At 63.2% G+C, this 16,350-nt stretch carries 12 protein-coding genes; 6 read left to right on the top strand and 6 right to left on the bottom strand.

What is annotated here, in order from left to right:
* From EPO09_RS11865 to lysA, 3 genes are all read right to left on the bottom strand, one after another.
* On the bottom strand, window positions 1–622 hold a 622-nt coding region (locus EPO09_RS11865), incomplete at its 3' end, for a DUF4401 domain-containing protein (RefSeq protein ID WP_290643329.1).
* Window positions 619–1,545 (bottom strand): DUF2157 domain-containing protein, encoded by a 927-nt coding sequence (locus tag EPO09_RS11860; RefSeq protein WP_290643328.1) that lies wholly within the window; start codon window positions 1,543–1,545, stop codon window positions 619–621. The genes EPO09_RS11860 and EPO09_RS11865, both read right to left, overlap by 4 nt.
* Window positions 1,546–1,756: 211 nt before the next feature.
* The gene (gene lysA, locus EPO09_RS11855) at window positions 1,757–3,061 is read right to left on the bottom strand and encodes a diaminopimelate decarboxylase (protein WP_290643327.1); all 1,305 of its coding nucleotides are present in this window, start codon (window positions 3,059–3,061) and stop codon (window positions 1,757–1,759) included.
* A gap of 80 nt (window positions 3,062–3,141) precedes the next feature.
* Between lysA and EPO09_RS11850 the strand changes: the two genes are divergently transcribed.
* A complete protein-coding gene (locus tag EPO09_RS11850) occupies window positions 3,142–4,095 on the top strand; it encodes a LysR family transcriptional regulator (protein WP_290643326.1) in 954 nt (317 codons plus the stop codon).
* 240 nt (window positions 4,096–4,335) lie between these two features.
* Here the strand turns inward: EPO09_RS11850 and EPO09_RS11845 are convergent, their stop codons facing one another.
* Both EPO09_RS11845 and EPO09_RS11840 read right to left on the bottom strand, forming a co-directional pair.
* Window positions 4,336–6,528, bottom strand: coding sequence for a beta-propeller fold lactonase family protein (locus EPO09_RS11845; protein ID WP_290643325.1), 2,193 nt, complete (start codon window positions 6,526–6,528; stop codon window positions 4,336–4,338).
* Window positions 6,529–6,541: 13 nt separating this feature from the next.
* Window positions 6,542–7,297, bottom strand: coding sequence for a PEP-CTERM sorting domain-containing protein (locus EPO09_RS11840; protein WP_290643324.1), 756 nt, complete (start codon window positions 7,295–7,297; stop codon window positions 6,542–6,544).
* A gap of 125 nt (window positions 7,298–7,422) precedes the next feature.
* On the opposite strand from EPO09_RS11840, the gene EPO09_RS11835 reads away from it, so the two are divergent.
* The gene (locus EPO09_RS11835; RefSeq protein WP_290643322.1) at window positions 7,423–9,231 is read left to right on the top strand and encodes an ATP-binding protein; all 1,809 of its coding nucleotides are present in this window, start codon (window positions 7,423–7,425) and stop codon (window positions 9,229–9,231) included.
* An 11-nt stretch (window positions 9,232–9,242) separates the two neighbouring features.
* On the opposite strand, the gene EPO09_RS11830 is transcribed toward EPO09_RS11835, so the two are convergent.
* Window positions 9,243–9,896 (bottom strand): response regulator transcription factor, encoded by a 654-nt coding sequence (locus EPO09_RS11830; protein WP_290643321.1) that lies wholly within the window; start codon window positions 9,894–9,896, stop codon window positions 9,243–9,245.
* Window positions 9,897–10,082: 186 nt separating this feature from the next.
* On the opposite strand from EPO09_RS11830, the gene EPO09_RS11825 reads away from it, so the two are divergent.
* The 4 genes from EPO09_RS11825 to EPO09_RS11810 all read left to right on the top strand — a co-directional run bounded on the left by EPO09_RS11825 (window position 10,083) and on the right by EPO09_RS11810 (window position 16,348).
* Window positions 10,083–11,819, top strand: a complete 1,737-nt coding sequence (locus EPO09_RS11825) for a cation:proton antiporter (RefSeq protein ID WP_290643319.1) — start codon at window positions 10,083–10,085, stop codon at window positions 11,817–11,819.
* A gap of 78 nt (window positions 11,820–11,897) precedes the next feature.
* A complete protein-coding gene (gene ada, locus EPO09_RS11820; RefSeq protein ID WP_290643317.1) occupies window positions 11,898–12,758 on the top strand; it encodes a bifunctional DNA-binding transcriptional regulator/O6-methylguanine-DNA methyltransferase Ada in 861 nt (286 codons plus the stop codon).
* Window positions 12,759–12,897: 139 nt separating this feature from the next.
* Entirely contained in the window at window positions 12,898–13,599 is a 702-nt protein-coding gene (locus EPO09_RS11815; protein WP_290643315.1) for an ABC transporter substrate-binding protein, read from the top strand.
* Window positions 13,600–13,615: 16 nt separating this feature from the next.
* A complete protein-coding gene (locus EPO09_RS11810) occupies window positions 13,616–16,348 on the top strand; it encodes a response regulator (protein WP_290643313.1) in 2,733 nt (910 codons plus the stop codon).
* Window positions 16,349–16,350: the final 2 nt, after the last annotated feature.

Raw genomic sequence — 16,350 nt, 5'->3', positions numbered from 1 at the left:
CACCAATCAGCCCTGTGATGATCGAGGACAAGGCTGGGCCCCAGTTGCGCCCAGCCCACGACGCCTCGCTGCGGATGGCCGACCAAAGCAGCGCGGCCACAGGCACCCAGACCAGCATCCAAGCTGCGAGCGCTGCGGGCAGCGATGCGCCGTGCGGCGTGGCTCTCTGATACCAGTCAACCGGCTCACCAAACAGGGCAACGCGAACGGTCAAGGCCCACGCGATCAAGGCGAAAAACGTAGACAGCGTGCGGTGTAGACGGTTCGGCATCACGAGGGCCAGCACGCTCTGAAGAAGCAGCGCGGCACCCGATATCGGCGCCATGCCGTGCGCGTCTTTGGCCATGGCGAACAACACCAGGCATTGCCCGGCGATAGACAGTGCCAGCGCAAGTTGTGCGACAAAGACCTGCGTGCCATCGCTGTCGGCCTTGAACAGTCCCCAGGCTGCCCCCAACAAGAACACGCCAGAGAAGGCGGCCTGGCTGGCGGTATCCGGACGAAACAACAACCCAACAAGCATCAACATGAAGCAACCGGCAACCCAACCACTGATGCCGAGCAGCAAGCTGACCGCTAAAGGTCGGCGAGGTGTGGTCGCCAGGTTTGCAAGGTGGTTCATGACGCTGCGCCCCCCTCTGCCGTATCTCGCCACTGATGCAGCAAGTGCATCAACAACTTTGCAGCCGCCGCTGAGCTGCCGGTCAGCCAGACCGTGATGATGAAGAATTGTCCGACGTCATTGAGCCCCATCGCGTGCGCCATCCAAACGGTAGAGATCGCGATCCAGCAACCAGCAAGCACGGTGAGCGGGAACACATCTAGGCGGTGCGCCAGGGTCGCGCCCGCAATCGCTATCGAGATCAAAGCGTACAAACCGATGATGGCCTCGCCGTGCTCAGTCATGTCGGGCAAGGATGCAGCAACGCCGTAGCCAAGGCCGATGGTGAGCAGCAGGCGGACCAGCCACAAAGGCGCAGCCTTGGCAAAGGCAGAGCGCCGAAGCCAGGGAAAGAAGCCAGCGCCAAGCAGATTCACCAGGCACGGGAGCATCAGCAGCATGCCGCGGTCGCGGCCCCAGCCTTCAAGAAAGCGCCAGAAGAAGTGATCTAGCCCCAAGCCGCCGCACAGCAGCGCGAGCCCGACATCCAGTACGACCCACCACACCGCCCAAACGGCCCCAGACAGTGCGGCGACGGCGAAGGGCAACGCGAGGAGCGCCCAGGTGAAGAAAAGCTCGTGAACGTCTGCACCGGTCTGGTAGCTTTGGCCGAACAAGGCGAGCAAGGCGCCGGTCAAAAACGTTGCGAGAAGCAGTGCGGCCTGCCCAGTGCGCAAAGGTGGAGGCTGACGCAGCGCCACCCCTATGCAGAGCACGAGGCCTGTCTCCAACGAACCGAAACGCCCGGCCAAACCCCAGATGGGCCAATTTGCCGCGACGAAGAAAATGATGCCTGCTCCCAGCGAGCCCAGGCCTGCGGCCTGCAGCAGGCTGACCGCGAAGGCGCGCCGTTCGGCAGGCGTGGGGCGGTCTTCGCGGCGCATCGGTGCGAATGTATTCATGGCACGAGCATATCGGCGAACACATGCGCATGACTCCCCCTTAAAGGGGCCAGGTTGTATCCGGGCGCGAGTTGGCACGCGCAGTCGTCAGACCGCTTGAGGCTGGATGCGGCCAGCAGCTATTGACCCAGAGCTGTCCTTCGTTGTGCCGACTAGGCTGCCCGAAACCTGACGCTGCATTGCAAGTCGGTGGTCATGCTGCCGAGTGAGCCGGTGGGGCTCCATCCTCGAGCGCGATCAGCTCCGCCACAGTCTGCCGCCGCCGGATCAGGCGCGACACGTCGCCATCGACCAGCACCTCGGCTGCCAGCGGCCGCGTGTTGTAGTTGGAGCTCATCGAGGCGCCGTAGGCCCCGGCGTCGTGGAACACCAGCAGGTCGCCGACTTCGGCCGGCGGCAGCGCGCGGGCTTGCACCACCCCGCCGGCGTCCTGCGTGAACACGTCGCCCGATTCGCACAGCGGGCCGGCGACCACGCTGGGTCGCGGCGCGTCCCGCCCGGCTGCGTCCGCGCGCGCGACGAGGCTGATCGCGTGGTGGCCGCCGTACATCGCGGGGCGCACCATGTCGTTGAAGCCGGCGTCGCACAGCACGAAGTGGTTGGCGCCCATGTCCTTGACGGCGCGCACCTCGGCCAGCAGCACACCGGCCTCGGCGACGAGGAAGCGGCCGGGCTCGATTTCCAGTCGCAACGGGTGGCCCAGCTCGTCGGCCAGGCGGCGGCGCGCGTCGTCCCACAGCTTGAAGTAGTGGTCGGTGTCGACGACGGCATCGCAGGCGCGGTAGGGGACGGACAGCCCGCCGCCGGCCGAGATGGCACTGACGTCGTGGCCGCGCGCGACGACCTCGCGCACGTGCTGCACCATCGCGTCGCACACCTGCGCCAGGTGGCCGTAGTCCACGCCCGAGCCGATGTGCATGTGCAGGCCCACCAGCCGCAGGCCGTGGCGGGCGATGGCCTCCAGCGCGGCCGGGATGTCGGTCGGCCAGATGCCGTGCTTGCTGTGCTCGCCGCCGGTGTTGGTCTTGCGGCTATGGCCGTGGCCGAAGCCGGGGTTGATGCGCAGCCACACGCGATGGCCGGCGGCGTGCTGGCCCAGGTGCGCGCCCAGCTGATCGAGCATCGCCACAGAGCCGGCATTGACCGGGACGCCATGCGCGGCCACCAGCGCCAGCGTGGCGCGGTCGATCACGTCGGCGGTGAACACGATGCCGGCGTGTTCGTCGCGGGCATCGTAGCCGGCGTGCAGCGCGCGCTCGATCTCGCCGCCAGAGACCGCATCCACCTGTACGCCCAGGCCCCGCATCAGCCGTAGCAGGTGCGTGTTGGAGCAGGCCTTCTGCGCGAAGCGCACGGTGTCGAACCGGCGCAGGCGCAGGGCGCGGGCGCGGATGGTGCCCGCGTCGTAGACCCACAGCGGCGTCGCGTGTGCGGCGGCCAGCGCACGCAGGCGTTCGGGCGTGAAGGTGGCGGGGGCGGGGTGTTGCAACGTCGTCATGGCGCCATGGTGCCCTCCGAAGTCATATCCGTCCAATACTTTGATTTCGCAATCTCATACAAATTTGATATGGTTGGCGGATGCGCTCTTCACTCACCCACCGCCACGTCGAGGTCTTCCGCGCGGTGATGACCGCCGGCAGCGTCACCGGTGCGGCCGCGGCGCTGTCCACCTCGCAGCCCACCGTCAGCCGCGAGCTGTCGCGCATGGAATCGCTGCTGCGCCTGACGCTGTTCGACCGCGTGCGCGGGCGACTGCAGCCCACGGCGCAGGCGTATGCCTTGTTCGAGGAGGTGCAGCGCTCCTACGCCGGGCTGGAGCGCGTGGCCGATACCGCGCTGCGGCTGCGCCAGTTCACGCAGGGGCAGTTGTCGCTGGCCTGCCTGCCGGCTTTTGCGCACGCCTTGCTGCCCGGCGCCTGCGCGCGTTTCCAGGCGGCGCACGCGGGCGTCAGCGTGTCGGTCAATCCGTACGAGTCGCCGCTGCTGGAAGAGCGCCTGGCGGCGCAGGCGCATGATCTGGGCGTGGCCGAGCACGACGGCGCGCTGGCCGGCGCGCACGCCTCGCTGCTGCTGGAACTCGACGAGGTGGCGGTGCTGCCTGCCGGCCATCCGCTGGCGGCGCGGCGCCGGCTGGCGGCCTCCGACTTCGCCGGCCATGCGTTCGTCAGCTTCCACCCGCGTGACCGCTACCGGCAAAGGGTGGACAAGGTGTTCTCCGAGGCCGGCGTCGATCGCCGGCTGGCGGTGGAGACCGACAACGCGGTGGCCGTCTGCGCGATGGTGCGCCACGGCCTGGGGCTGGCCATCGTCAACCCGCTGACCGCCCTGGCGCTGACGGGCGAGGGCGCGGGCATCGTGGTGCGACCGCTGGCATTCCAGATTCCGTTCCGGGTGTTCGCGGTGCGGCCGGCGCATCGGCCGGGCAACCCGCTGGTGGCGCGCTTCCAGGTTGCGTTGGCGGCCGAATGCGCGGCGCTGGGCCAGGCGGTGGCGCGCGCATGGGGCGGCGGTTCGCGGCGCCCAGTGCCTTGACGGGGCCCCATGGTTGTTCAATGAATCAGGCCGCTTGATCCAACAACGGCATGGCGTCGCTGATATCTCGTGACGTCTGTGTCTGGATCAAAAGCCGCATACCAGTTGACGGAGCAGCGTAAGCCTTGTCCATGTGCACAACCTGTTCACACTGAAAAGTCGGGGTCTGATGGGATTGATGCACATTGACCATGAGGGGCCCTGTCACCAGGACTGTGCCCCCATGTCGTCACCAAACTCCTACTGCAAGGTACCCATGATTTGCACCGAAGGCAGGTCATCGCCCCCGCTGAAATCGCCCACCTTGGTCAGGGCACCTGTACTGCTGTTGACACTGAATAGAGACAAGGCAGTGAGGCGGTCGCTGGCGACGGCGCTGTGGAAGGTGACATACAAGAACCGCCCCGATGGGTCCATTCCCATCGAAAGAATGGGGCGTGTGAGGCCGTATGTCGCGCTCACATTGCCGACCTGCGTCAGCTCGCCTGTGTTGGCGTTGACCGCATAGGTGGCAATCCCGACGCCGGTGTCCTGTGCGCCGTAAGCCACATAGACAAAATGCCCCAGTGGATCGACGCTCACGGACCGGGTGGTCGTGAAGAGCTGGGTGGGCGCCTGGACGGTCCTTGGTGCCGCCGTGAGCAGGCCTGACGCGGGATTGATCCGATAGACCAATGGCTTGGTGGAGCCGTCAACGGTCACGTACGCATACCGCCCAGCGGCATCCACGAACAAGGTGTGCGACGCGGTGCTGATGGCAAGCTCATCGACCTTGCTCAAAGCGCCTGACGCCGGTTCGATCTGATAGGTCAAGACCAGTCCATTGGCGTGATCGACCACGTAGGCAAACCTGCCGCTTGGATCCATGGTGATTGGGGCTGCCATGGCGTCGTACTGCCGCACATAGGTCAGCTCGCCCGTGATGGCATCGATGGCAAAAAGCCTGGTCTGCTTGGCCATGGTGTAGTACGCATAGACAAAGCGACCGGACGGGTCAATGGTCAGTGCATGAGGGGCCTCATCTGGATCGGACACGTCAGCCACTTTGCTCAGGCTGCCATCGCTGTGGATGCGCAATGCAGACAGGCTCCTGTCGCCCGTGTTCGCGGTGTAGGCGAATCGGCCCAACGGGTCCACGGCAAGCGTCATGGGTTGAGCGACGGTCGGGGCGGCACCTAGCTGGGTCAGTGCACCCGTGCTGGCGTCGATGCTGTAGGCCGAGACGGCGTTGCCGTAAATGTTGGCGGCATAGGCGTAGGTGGGCGTCACGCGCACAGCGGCGGTGCCGCTCACGATGGTAATGGCACCAGGCTCACCCTGCGTGCGAACCGTATCAACCAGGCTCAATGCACCTGTGCTGGCGTCGATCTTGAACACCGAGACCGTGTTGTCCAGCCCATTGGCGACATAGGCGAACTGCCCGGCAGCATCCACGCGAACGTTCACCGGGGCCTGGCCCGTCGCCTGGTTAGCGCCGATCTGGGTCAAGGTGCCTGTGCTGGCGTCCAGGGCCATGGCCATCACCACATTGCGATCCTTGTCCACCATGTAGGTGTACTTGCCCGATGGCGAGAGGGTCGTTCTTTCCGGATAGATCCCGGTGTGGGTATCGTTGGGCAGGGACGTCAGCCCACCTGTGTCTGGATCAATCCGCAAGGATGTGACGGTGTTGGCTTGGGCAGCCTCGATGAAGTGACCGCTGGGGTCCATGACGATGTCAGCGATGGCGTCCAGCAAGGCGATGTCATCACCCACCTTGCTCAAGGCACCTGTGCTGGCGTCGATGGCAAAGGTTCGGATGGCCTTGGTTTCGCTGAGCAGCAGATAGGCAAAACGCCCGGAACGACCCAAGATCAAGTCCTTCGGCAACCGATCCGTCTGAACGTCGGCGCCCGCAGAGGTCAGCATGCCCGAGTTGGCATCGATGGCGAATGTAGACACCGACGCGCTGTCGCTGTTGACCACGTAGGCAAAGCGACCCGCGGCATCGATGGTGACGCCATTGGGTCGTTCGCCCGTTGCCACGTCATCGCCCACTTTGCTCAAGACACCCGATTGCGCGTTGATGGCATAGACCGAGACGCTGGCGGCATAGTAGTTGGCCACATAGGCGAACTTGCCCGATGGGTCGATCGTGATCGACGTCGGCCGATCGCCGGTGACAACGTAGCCGTGCGGATGCCACAGGCCCGTGCTGGTGTCCACGGTGTACATCGACACGGTGTTGTCCGAGCCGTTGACCACGTAGGCAAAACGCGAGACCGAGGCTGCCGTTGCTGGGGGAACGGTCGATGTGTCAGTCGAAGTCGGTGTGGTGGCAAGCGCATCGCTGCCGGGATCGCCTGTGCCGCCGCCTCCGCAGGCCGACAGCCCTGCAACGATAGACAGTGCCGACAGCGTCGCGCGCCATCCGTTCCAAGATACTACTTTCATTTACAGCGCCTGCTTAGTTGGTGCGTTGAGTGCGTTGTGTGCATTGAGTGCGAAATGCCAAGCCGACCACACCCAGGCCAGCCAGCATCAAACCGATGGCTTCGGGTTCGGGCACGGTCGCCACACCTGCGACCCTGAATGCCCTGTCTGCTTGCGGTGACATGAACCAGCTCAGCGTCGGAGGGGGCAAAGGCCCCAAGCGCGACAAGGACTGGCTTGTGAGGCCATTCATGATCGCGCCGCCCGGTAAAAGCTGCTTCTCGGGATAGCGAGGGTCACGAGGAAACAGCACGGGCTCGAACACGCCCCTGGTCTGCAGCACCCCGTTTGCGCCACCGACATGCATATCGGCCAGCGCGAAGTACTGCGTGTTGGCATGCAGGGTGATGCCCGCATCGAACAGGTAGACCGAGCCCGTTTCGCTGGCCGTGCCCACGCCCACGAGCACCGGTGTCGGGTTTGGGCCGCCAAAGGTGGCCGCATTCGGATACGACTGGCTGTACAGATAGAGGCTGCCTTCGGCAATGGGCTGACCCGTGTCATAGCCCACAAAATTGAACGTGATGTGATCCCAGTTGCCCGAATCAGGTGTGGTGAAAGACTGGCCGGTCAGGATGTCGCGCTCCGCAGCGACGTTGGGAGGAGGCACATGCTCGTCGACATCGAATTGAACGATGGTCTCGCTGGCATGCACAGCGGCGTGGCCGCACAGCAGTGCAGTCAGCAGCGCCGCTGCGATAGAGGGCCCGCAGACGCCGGGTCGGTTCATGGATGGCATATCAGGGATTCCCTAGGGCGTGATGTAATGGCCGCGATTGTTTGCTGGCCTTCTCGCGGGCGCAATCGGACCTTGGTCCCAAGACCTGGTCCCGAGACCCTTCGATGAGCCCCTTCATGCCGTCCGACGCCACCAGCACCACAGCCGCCGAGCAAGACCTTCACAAGCAGGTCATCACCGATGTGGCGCGACGCCTGAGGGCCAACGATCTCAGCATGACTCTGGCTAATCTGCTGGGGGTGCTGGTGTCTGTGGCCGCTCTTCGTGACGCGGCGTCACCGGGCCTGATGTGGCTCTGGCTGGGCTTGCAAGTGGCCAACGCCGTGTTCCACCTCCACCTGGGGCTGACCTGGCGGCAGCGTACATTGACGCCCGGCAATGCGCCTGAGTGGCTCAGGCTGACGACTCGGACGTCGCTCATCAACGGCCTGCTTTGGGCGCTGGGGGTGCTGATCTTCTGGCCCGGCTGCAGCGATGCCCAAAGGATGATGGGCCTGATCGGGATCATGGCCATCCTGGGCTCGAGCCTGCATGCCTTGCATGGACACTTGCGGGCCTACTACGCCATCACCGTGCCCTGCGTGGTGGGTGTGACCGTCGTCTCGTTCTGGCATGGCGGCCTGGGTGGCTGGGGCATGCCGGCGATTCTGTGGGCTTACTTTCTGGCCAGTGCCCGTTTTGCCACCATGCTCCATCGCATGCTGATCGAGACCGTGCGCAAGGGCCATCAGATGACGGCGTTGACCGCCAGCCTGAAAGTAGAAAAAGACAGGGCCGTGAATCTGAGCCAGTCACGCAGCCGCTTTCTGGCGGCAGCCAGCCACGATCTGCGCCAGCCCGTTCATGCGCTCTCACTGTTTGTGGGCGCGCTCCGGCAGAACCCATCCAAAGCGCAGTCCGACCTGATCCTCGGGCACGTGGGCACGGCCGTGGACAACCTGGGCGCGATGTTCAATGCCTTGCTGGACATCTCCAAGCTGGATGCGAACTTGCTGCAACCCAAATGGCAGCAGGTGGACTTGCGGCCGCTCATGGCGCGCATCAGCGCGGAGCACACGGTGTTGGCGCAGGCCAAGGGCCTGAGCTTGCGCACGAACCTGTCGGATGATGTCGGCTTGTTCGTGCGCACCGACCCGATCTTGTTGGAGCGGGTGCTGCGCAACCTGCTGTCCAACGCCATTCGCTACACCGTGCAGGGCCGCGTGCTGATCCGGGCAAGGGTGCGTGCCGGGCGGGTGGAGCTGGTCGTGGCCGACACCGGCTGCGGCATTGCGCCCAGTCGACGTGAAGAGGCGTTTGAAGAGTTCGTGCAACTGCATGATGCCGAGCGCGATCCTGAACAAGGCCTGGGGTTGGGGTTGGCCATTGTGCGGCGCCTGGTCAGCTTGCTGGAACTGCGGCTGGTGTTGCGCTCAAGGCCAGGGCGTGGCACCGTCTTTGTGCTGCACTTGCCCCAGACGCTGCACGAGGCCGATGCACCTTCGCCATCGGTGCCAAGCGCTGAACCATCGGCCATCAACCAGGTTGGCTTGCGGACCGGTGATGTCGTGATCGTCATCGACGACAACGTGGCGATCCAGCTGGCCATGCGCACCGTGCTGAGTGCCTGGGGCTGCGAGGTCTACACGGCAGCCAGCGCGCAAGGCTTGATGCCGCAACTGATGCATCTTCGTCAGGCGCCATCACTGCTGTTGTGCGACTCGCGTCTGAGCGATGGCGAAGATGGCGTCACGGCGATTGCGCAGATCCGAGAGGCCTTCAACCACGACGTGCCTGCGATCCTGATCACCGGCGATACGGGGCCCGAGCGCTTGCGCGAGGCGGTAGCCAGTGGCCTGCCGCTGCTGCACAAGCCCGTGACACAGGCGCATCTGCAAGACGCCATTGCCCGGGTCATTGCGGGTGATGTAGCGCCATCGGCTTGAGCCGGCTGCGCTCAGTGCTTGGCTGCGTCAGCCTGCGGGTCGCCCATCAAGCCGGCAGCCCGTGCGGCCTCAACGGCCTGCAAACGGTGCACAACGTTCAGGCATCTGAAGATGGCCGAGACGTGTCCCTTGACGGTCTTCTCCTGCATGCCCAAGGTGCGGGCGATCTCTTTATTGGACTGTCCCTGACACAAGGCCTGAAGCACTTCCAACTGGCGCGGTGTCAACCCACCCGTCGCGGGCGATGCGCTGCCTGAGGGCAGTTCGGTGGCCATGGCCATGAACGGCGGCACATAGATTTCGCCACTGAGCACCAATTGCAGGGCCGCAATCAAGGTGCCAGGGTTCGCCGACTTGGGGCAGTAACCTCGTGCCCCTGCCTGCAGGACCCGCCGCACATCGTCCGGGTCTTCCGATGAGGACAGTACCAGCGCCGGGATGTCGGGGTGCAGGCGCTTGAGTTGCGACAGCAGCGCCATCCCTGCCATACCCGCCATGCGCAGATCCAGCAAGACAGCCGACACATCGGCATGCGCTGCCAGGCAGGCCAGCGCCTCCACGCCATCTCCGGCCTGAAGCACGGGGTCTTGTGCAGTCAGGCCCTGCAGCGCACCGGCCACGCCTGCCCGAACAAGGGGGTGATCGTCCACAACCAAGAGCTTCATAGCGGGGCACTCTATCAGCAAGATTTGGCTCATGCGGACCATCTGACGCTAGCGATTCAGTCGTCTGTACGCTTGCCGAATACGCTGTAGTGCAATTTGGAAAAGCTCAAGAATGAAAGGTGATCAACCCACCGTGTGAGAGCTCACTAGAATCGATGTGCTGCAGATCTTCATCAGCGTACCCGCATGCCCCATGACGTCAGCCTGATTTCGACCATCGCCGCCGGTTTTGGCCTGGCTTTGTTGCTGGGCTATGCCGCTACGCGCTTGCGGATGCCGCCTCTGGTGGGCTATCTGCTGGCGGGTGTTGTGATCGGGCCTGCCACGCCGGGCTTCGTGGCCGACATGCACCTGGCCGGCCAGTTGGCCGAGATCGGCGTGATGTTGCTGATGTTTGGTGTGGGCCTGCACTTCTCGCTGTCTGATCTGATGGCTGTGCGGCGCATCGCCATCCCTGGTGCCGTGGTGCAGATTGTGGTGGCCGTGGCCATGGGGCTGGGTTTGGCCCATGCCTGGGGATGGGGGCTTGGGGCTTCCCTGGTGTTTGGTTTGTGTCTGTCGGTGGCCAGCACGGTCGTGTTACTCAAGGCCTTGGAGTCCAGGGGGCTGATCGAGACCGTCAACGGGCGCATTGCCATTGGCTGGCTGGTGGTTGAAGACCTGGTCATGGTGCTGGTGCTCGTGTTGATGCCCGCCGTGGCCGGGATGCTGACGGACAAGCCCGCCAGCACGGTCACTCAGGCGCAGCCTCTGTGGTTGTCCTTGATGCTGACGCTCGCCAAGGTCATGGCTTTCATCGCCACGATGTTGCTGATCGGGCGGCGCGTGCTGCCCAAAATGCTGTGGTGGGTGGCACGCACAGGCTCCCGTGAGCTGTTCACTTTGAGCGTGGTGGCCTCTGCCGTTGGCGTGGCGTTTGGCGCGGCCAAGCTCTTTGACGTGTCATTCGCGCTGGGGGCCTTCTTCGCCGGCATGATGATGCAGGAGTCCGAGTTCAGCCATCGTGCGGCTGACGAATCCTTGCCCTTGCGGGATGCCTTTGCCGTGCTGTTCTTTGTGTCAGTGGGCATGCTGTTCGATCCTGCCGTGTTGTGGCATGCGCCAGGCAAGCTGGCAGCGACCGTGGCCGTGATTCTGCTGGGCAAGACGCTGGCTGCCGTGGTCTTGGTGCTGCTGTTCCGCTATCCGCTCAACACGGCGTTGACAGTGGGTGTCAGCCTGGCTCAGATTGGCGAGTTTTCCTTCATCCTGGCAGGCCTGGGTGTGTCGCTGGGCTTGTTGCCGCAGGAAGGGCAAAGCCTGATATTGGCCGCAGCCATCGTGTCCATTGCGGCCAATGCCGGGTTCTTTGGTGTGCTGTCGCCATTGTTGAACTGGGCGCGTGAGCACTCGGCGCTGGCCCGAAGGCTGGAGGCCCGCGATGATCCGCTGGCACAGTTGCCCACTACCGTAGACCAATCCAAGCTGCATGGGCAGGTGGTGCTGGTGGGATATGGGCAGGTGGGGCAGCGGGTGGCGTCGATGCTGCACGATCAGAAGGTCAACTTTGTGGTGGTGGACGAAGGGCGCGATGTGGTTGAAAGCTTGCGTCAGGCCCACATCCCGGCGGTGACGGGTGATCTGTCCGATCCTGCGACCTTGATCCAGGCGCATATCGCCCGTGCAGGTGCCTTGGTGATCACCTTGCCAGACAGTGTGCTCATTCACCAGTTGGTGGATGTGGCCAGGCAGCTCAACGTCGGCATTCGCATCCTGGTCTATTGCGCCAGTGAGGACGAAGCGGCTTTGCTGGAAAAGGAGCTGGAGGTGGACGTGTTCGTGCTGGAGCAAGAGCTGGCCAAAGGCATGGCCAGGCAGGTTGTCCAGTGGATCAAGTCGTCGGGGCACGATGCATCCAACGGGGAAGCACCTCAAGGGCATTGACATCGGGCGAGCCTATCAGCGCAAGAATCGGAGTGCCGGCTGCGCTGCTTGTCGCTACAGTGAGGCCTTCGACAAGGCATGCAGAGTGCAGACGTGGCAGATTCCTCGACAGACAAAGTGGTGGCGCTGTGCCGATACATTGAGCAGGCCGGCTCGGAGCCCAGCCTGGCCGAGCTGGCAGATGTGGTCGGGTGGAGTGCCACGCATTTGCAGCGCGTGTTCAAGGCCCAGACAGGCTTGACGCCCAAAGCCTATGCCGCGGCACAACGAGCCAGGCGGGTGAGGGAAGCCTTGCTGCAAAGCGGCACCGTGACCCAGGCCATGTACGACGCGGGCTATAACTCCAGCGGGCGCTTCTACGAACAGACGGACGCGGTGCTGGGCATGACCCCAGGCGACTACAAAGCCGGTGGGCGAGACAAACGCATCCGGTTTGCTGTGGGGCAGTGCAACTTGGGCGCTGTGTTGGTGGCGGCCAGCGAGCGCGGCGTTTGCGCCATCTTGATGGGTGATGAGCCTGACGCGTTGTTGCGTGATCTGCAGGATCGGTTTGCGGCGGCGGAGTTGATTGGTGCCGACGCTGGTTTTGAGCAATGGATGGCCCAGGTGGTCGGCTTGATCGAAGCGCCGCAGCTGGGTTTGCTTTTGCCTCTGGACATCCAGGGTACGGCTTTTCAGCAGCGTGTCTGGCAGGCTTTGCGTGCCGTGCCCGTTGGGCAAACAGTGAGCTACAGCGAACTGGCGCAACGCATTGGCGCACCCAAGGCCGTGCGTGCCGTAGCCGGGGCGTGTGCGGCCAATCCTCTGGCCGTGGCCATTCCTTGCCACCGTGTCGTCAGAAGTGACGGCGGGCTGTCAGGCTACCGCTGGGGCGTGGCACGCAAGCGTGCGTTGCTGTTGCGCGAGTCAAACGCAGAGCAGGGGCAGATACCGATCTAGTGAGGCTACCTGGCGCGAGTGAAAGACGCTACATTGTTCGATGAGGAGATCATAAATGCCTACTCGGACTAGGTGGCGGACAAGAATGTGGACCTCGTGGTTGGTGCTGCTTGTCGCGGCAGGATGGTGTGGTTCTGCCATGGCCACTGAGGTGGTCACGGTGGCCGCAGAGGATGATTGGGCTCCTTACTCGTCCATGAGGGCTGACAGGGCCGGCCCGGAAGGCCTGGCGCCTGCCCTGGTCAAGGCTGCATTCAAGACCCAGGACGTCGAGGTGCGTTTTCAGGTCGTGCCCTTCTCACGGTGCCTGCACTACGCCGAAAAGGGCGCGGTGGTCGGCTGTTTCGATACCACTCGAACAGAGGCCAACAAGGACTTGTTCTATTGGCACCCCACACCCTTGTTTCAGGAAGAGTTGGGCATCTTCGCTCGCGCTGATGCAGATGTACGCGAGTTGAGGCAAAAGGATCTGGAAGGGCAGTCAGTGGGTGTCACCATTGGCTATACCTATCCAACCGATTTCATGCAGAACCCGCGCATCACGAAGCTGAGTGCTGTGTCGGATGGCAACCTGGTCAAGATGCTGGTGGCCAGGCGCGTGAACTACATCCTGCTCAACACGATGCCGGGCTACTACCGCATCAAGCACGAGCCTGCGCTCAAGGATCAGATCAAGCGGGTGGGCGCCATCGGTGTAGACAGCTTCTGGGTCAGCTTTTCGCGGGCGCATCCGGATGGCAAGCGCATGTCGCAACTGTTCGAGAAGGGCCTGCAGGCGATCAAGGCCAATGGCGAATACGATCGCATGCTGTCTGCATTCAAGCGGGAGTTGCAACCTTGATCGGAGGCCTTGAATCATGAAGTATGCGATCACAAGGCGGATGACCCTGCTGGTGTTGATGATCAGTCTGGTGATCGCGTTGCTTGCTGCGGCGTATCAGATCTATGGTGGTTATCGGGCTGGCCTGCGCACGGTGGAGGACAACCTGCACTTGATCGAGTCCAGCCATGTGCCGGCTTTGACGGCCAATGTGTGGTTGCTGGATCAGGCCTTGATCGAAAAGCAGTTGGACGGTATCGCGCAACTGCCGGACGTGACCTATGTCGATGTCACGGGCGATTTGCCATTTCGTGTGAAGTCGATCGGGCAGCCGCATGCCAGTCCGGCTGTGCTGAGTTTTGTCGTGCCGACCTTGCGCAGGGTTTATGACCTGACTTACGTTGATCCCGTGCGGCCGGCTCAGCGCCAGGTCATCGGGCAACTGCAGGTTGAGGTGACGCTGGAAGGCTTGTTCGCCAGGCTGAAGGAAACCGCACTGACGATCATCGTGGCCGAGGTGGTGCGCACCACCGTGCTGGCCTTTGCCATCGTGATCGGCATGCGGCTGCTGGTCATGCGGCACCTCACGCGGATCGCACGCTTCTCGTCCAATCTGTCCATCGATAACCTCGATACCGCTTTGACGCTGCCCGAACGGCATGCGCATCGGCGCGATGAGATCGATGCCCTCGTGGGTTCCATCAACGGCATGCGCTTGTCTCTCATGAACGAGATCGGCAAACGCCGTGAGATGGAATCGCGCAGCCAGCAGTTGACCATTGAAAAGGAAGCGGCTGTGCTGGCCAATGAGGCCAAGAGCGAGTTCCTGGCCAATATGAGTCACGAGATCCGCACGCCCATGAATGCCATCATCGGCATGTCGGAGCTGGCCTTGCAAAGCGGCCTGGATGCGCGGCAACGCAACTACGTGCAGAAGGTGCACACGTCGGCCAAGTTGTTGCTGGGCATCATCAACGACATCCTGGATTTTTCCAAGATCGAGGCGGGCAAGCTGGATATTGAATCGGTTGAATTCAGCTTGTACGACACGCTGGCTGGACTGGCTGATCTGATCGGGTTGAAAGCCGAGGAGAAGGATCTGGAGTTGCTGCTGGTGCAGTCACCTGGTGTGCCTGATCGCGTCCTGGGTGATCCTTTGCGGCTGCATCAGGTGCTGGTCAATCTGGCTGCCAATGCGGTGAAGTTCACCAGCAAAGGCGAGGTCACGGTTGGTGTCGATGAGGTGGAGCGTGTCGAGGATGCGGTTGTGCTGCGCTTTTGGGTCAAGGACACGGGCGTGGGCATGAGCGAGGCGCAGCAAGAGCGTCTGTTCACGCCCTTTACGCAGGCTGAGATGTCCACCTCGCGGCGTTTCGGTGGAACCGGCTTGGGCCTGGCCATCAGCCAGCGCCTGGTGCGCATGATGGGTTCGAGCATCGAGGTGGAGAGCCACGAAGGCAAGGGCAGCACCTTCTATTTCAACCTCCGCATGGGTTTGGGGGTGTCGCGCGCCCAACCGCATGGCGGCGCGCTGCCCGTGCCCGCAGGCGAACGCTTGCTTGTGGTGGATGACAACGCAGCTGCCAGAGAAGTACTGGCGGGCATGGCGGGGCACATGGGCTTTGAGGTGGATGAGGCCCACGATGGCGAACAGGCTCTGCGGATGGTTCACGAGGCCAGCGATGCGGGGCGTCCGTTCCAGTTGGTCTTGCTGGACTGGAAGATGCCGGGGCTGGATGGCGTCGGTTGTGCCAAGCGTCTGACGCGCGCCGGGCACGATCGACCTCAGGTTCTGATGGTCACGGCATTCAGCCGAGATGAGGTGTTGCGTCGCATGCGCCAGGAAGATGTGCAAGTACAGGCGGTGTTGACCAAGCCGGTCACGCCGTCGTCCTTGCATGATGCGTGTCAGCGCGTGCTGGTGTCGCCGTCGGATGTGGCGGTGGTGGCGCCGCAGTCAGACATCAAACAGCGATTGAACGATCACCAAAAGCGCCTGGCGGGTGTGCGCGTGCTGCTGGCAGAAGACAATGAAATCAACCAGGAACTGGCCACCGAGTTGATGCAGCGTGTTGGGGTGATCGTCACGGTCGCCAAGGATGGTCAGACTGCGTTGAACCTGCTGGCCGAGCAAGTCTTTGACCTTGTGCTGATGGACTGCCAGATGCCCGGCATGGATGGCTACACAGCCACAGGGCAGATCCGGGCGAATCCTGCCTGGCAGAGCCTGCCAGTCATTGCCATGACGGCCAACGCCATGCTGGGTGACAAGGAGCGCGCGTTGTCGGTTGGCATGAACGACCACGTGGCCAAGCCCATTGACGTGGAGGAGTTCTACAGCACGCTGGCAAAGTGGGCTCGCCCAGCAGATCGGGCAGATCTTTCTGCACCAGCTACTTCGGTGTCCAGCGGTTTGCCATCAAGCTTGCCCGGAATCGATATGAGTGCTGGTCTGAAGCGCACCTTGGGCAACGCGACCTTGTACAGACGCATGCTGCGCATCTTCGTTGAGCGGGAGCGCCATTTCGTTTCGCAATGGCAGGAGGCATGGCGGCAAGGTGATCAAGAGACGGTCAAGCGCTTGCTGCACACCATGCAAAGCGTGGCCAATACCTTGGGGGCATCGGGCCTGGCCCATGCGTGTCAACAGGTAGCGAGTGAGGTGCAGGCACAGGCTCCGGCCGATCAGGTGGCGCAGGCTGTCTCTGTGATGGCCAAGGAAATGGAGCAGGTGCTGGCAGGCATCGATGCGGCCCTGCCCGAGGCGTGACC

Source organism: Aquabacterium sp. (genome assembly GCF_004297345.1).
Taxonomy (GTDB): domain Bacteria; phylum Pseudomonadota; class Gammaproteobacteria; order Burkholderiales; family Burkholderiaceae_C; genus Aquabacterium.
The sequence above is the reverse complement of the archived record's forward strand: the minus strand, read 5'-3'. Positions and strand labels throughout refer to the sequence as shown.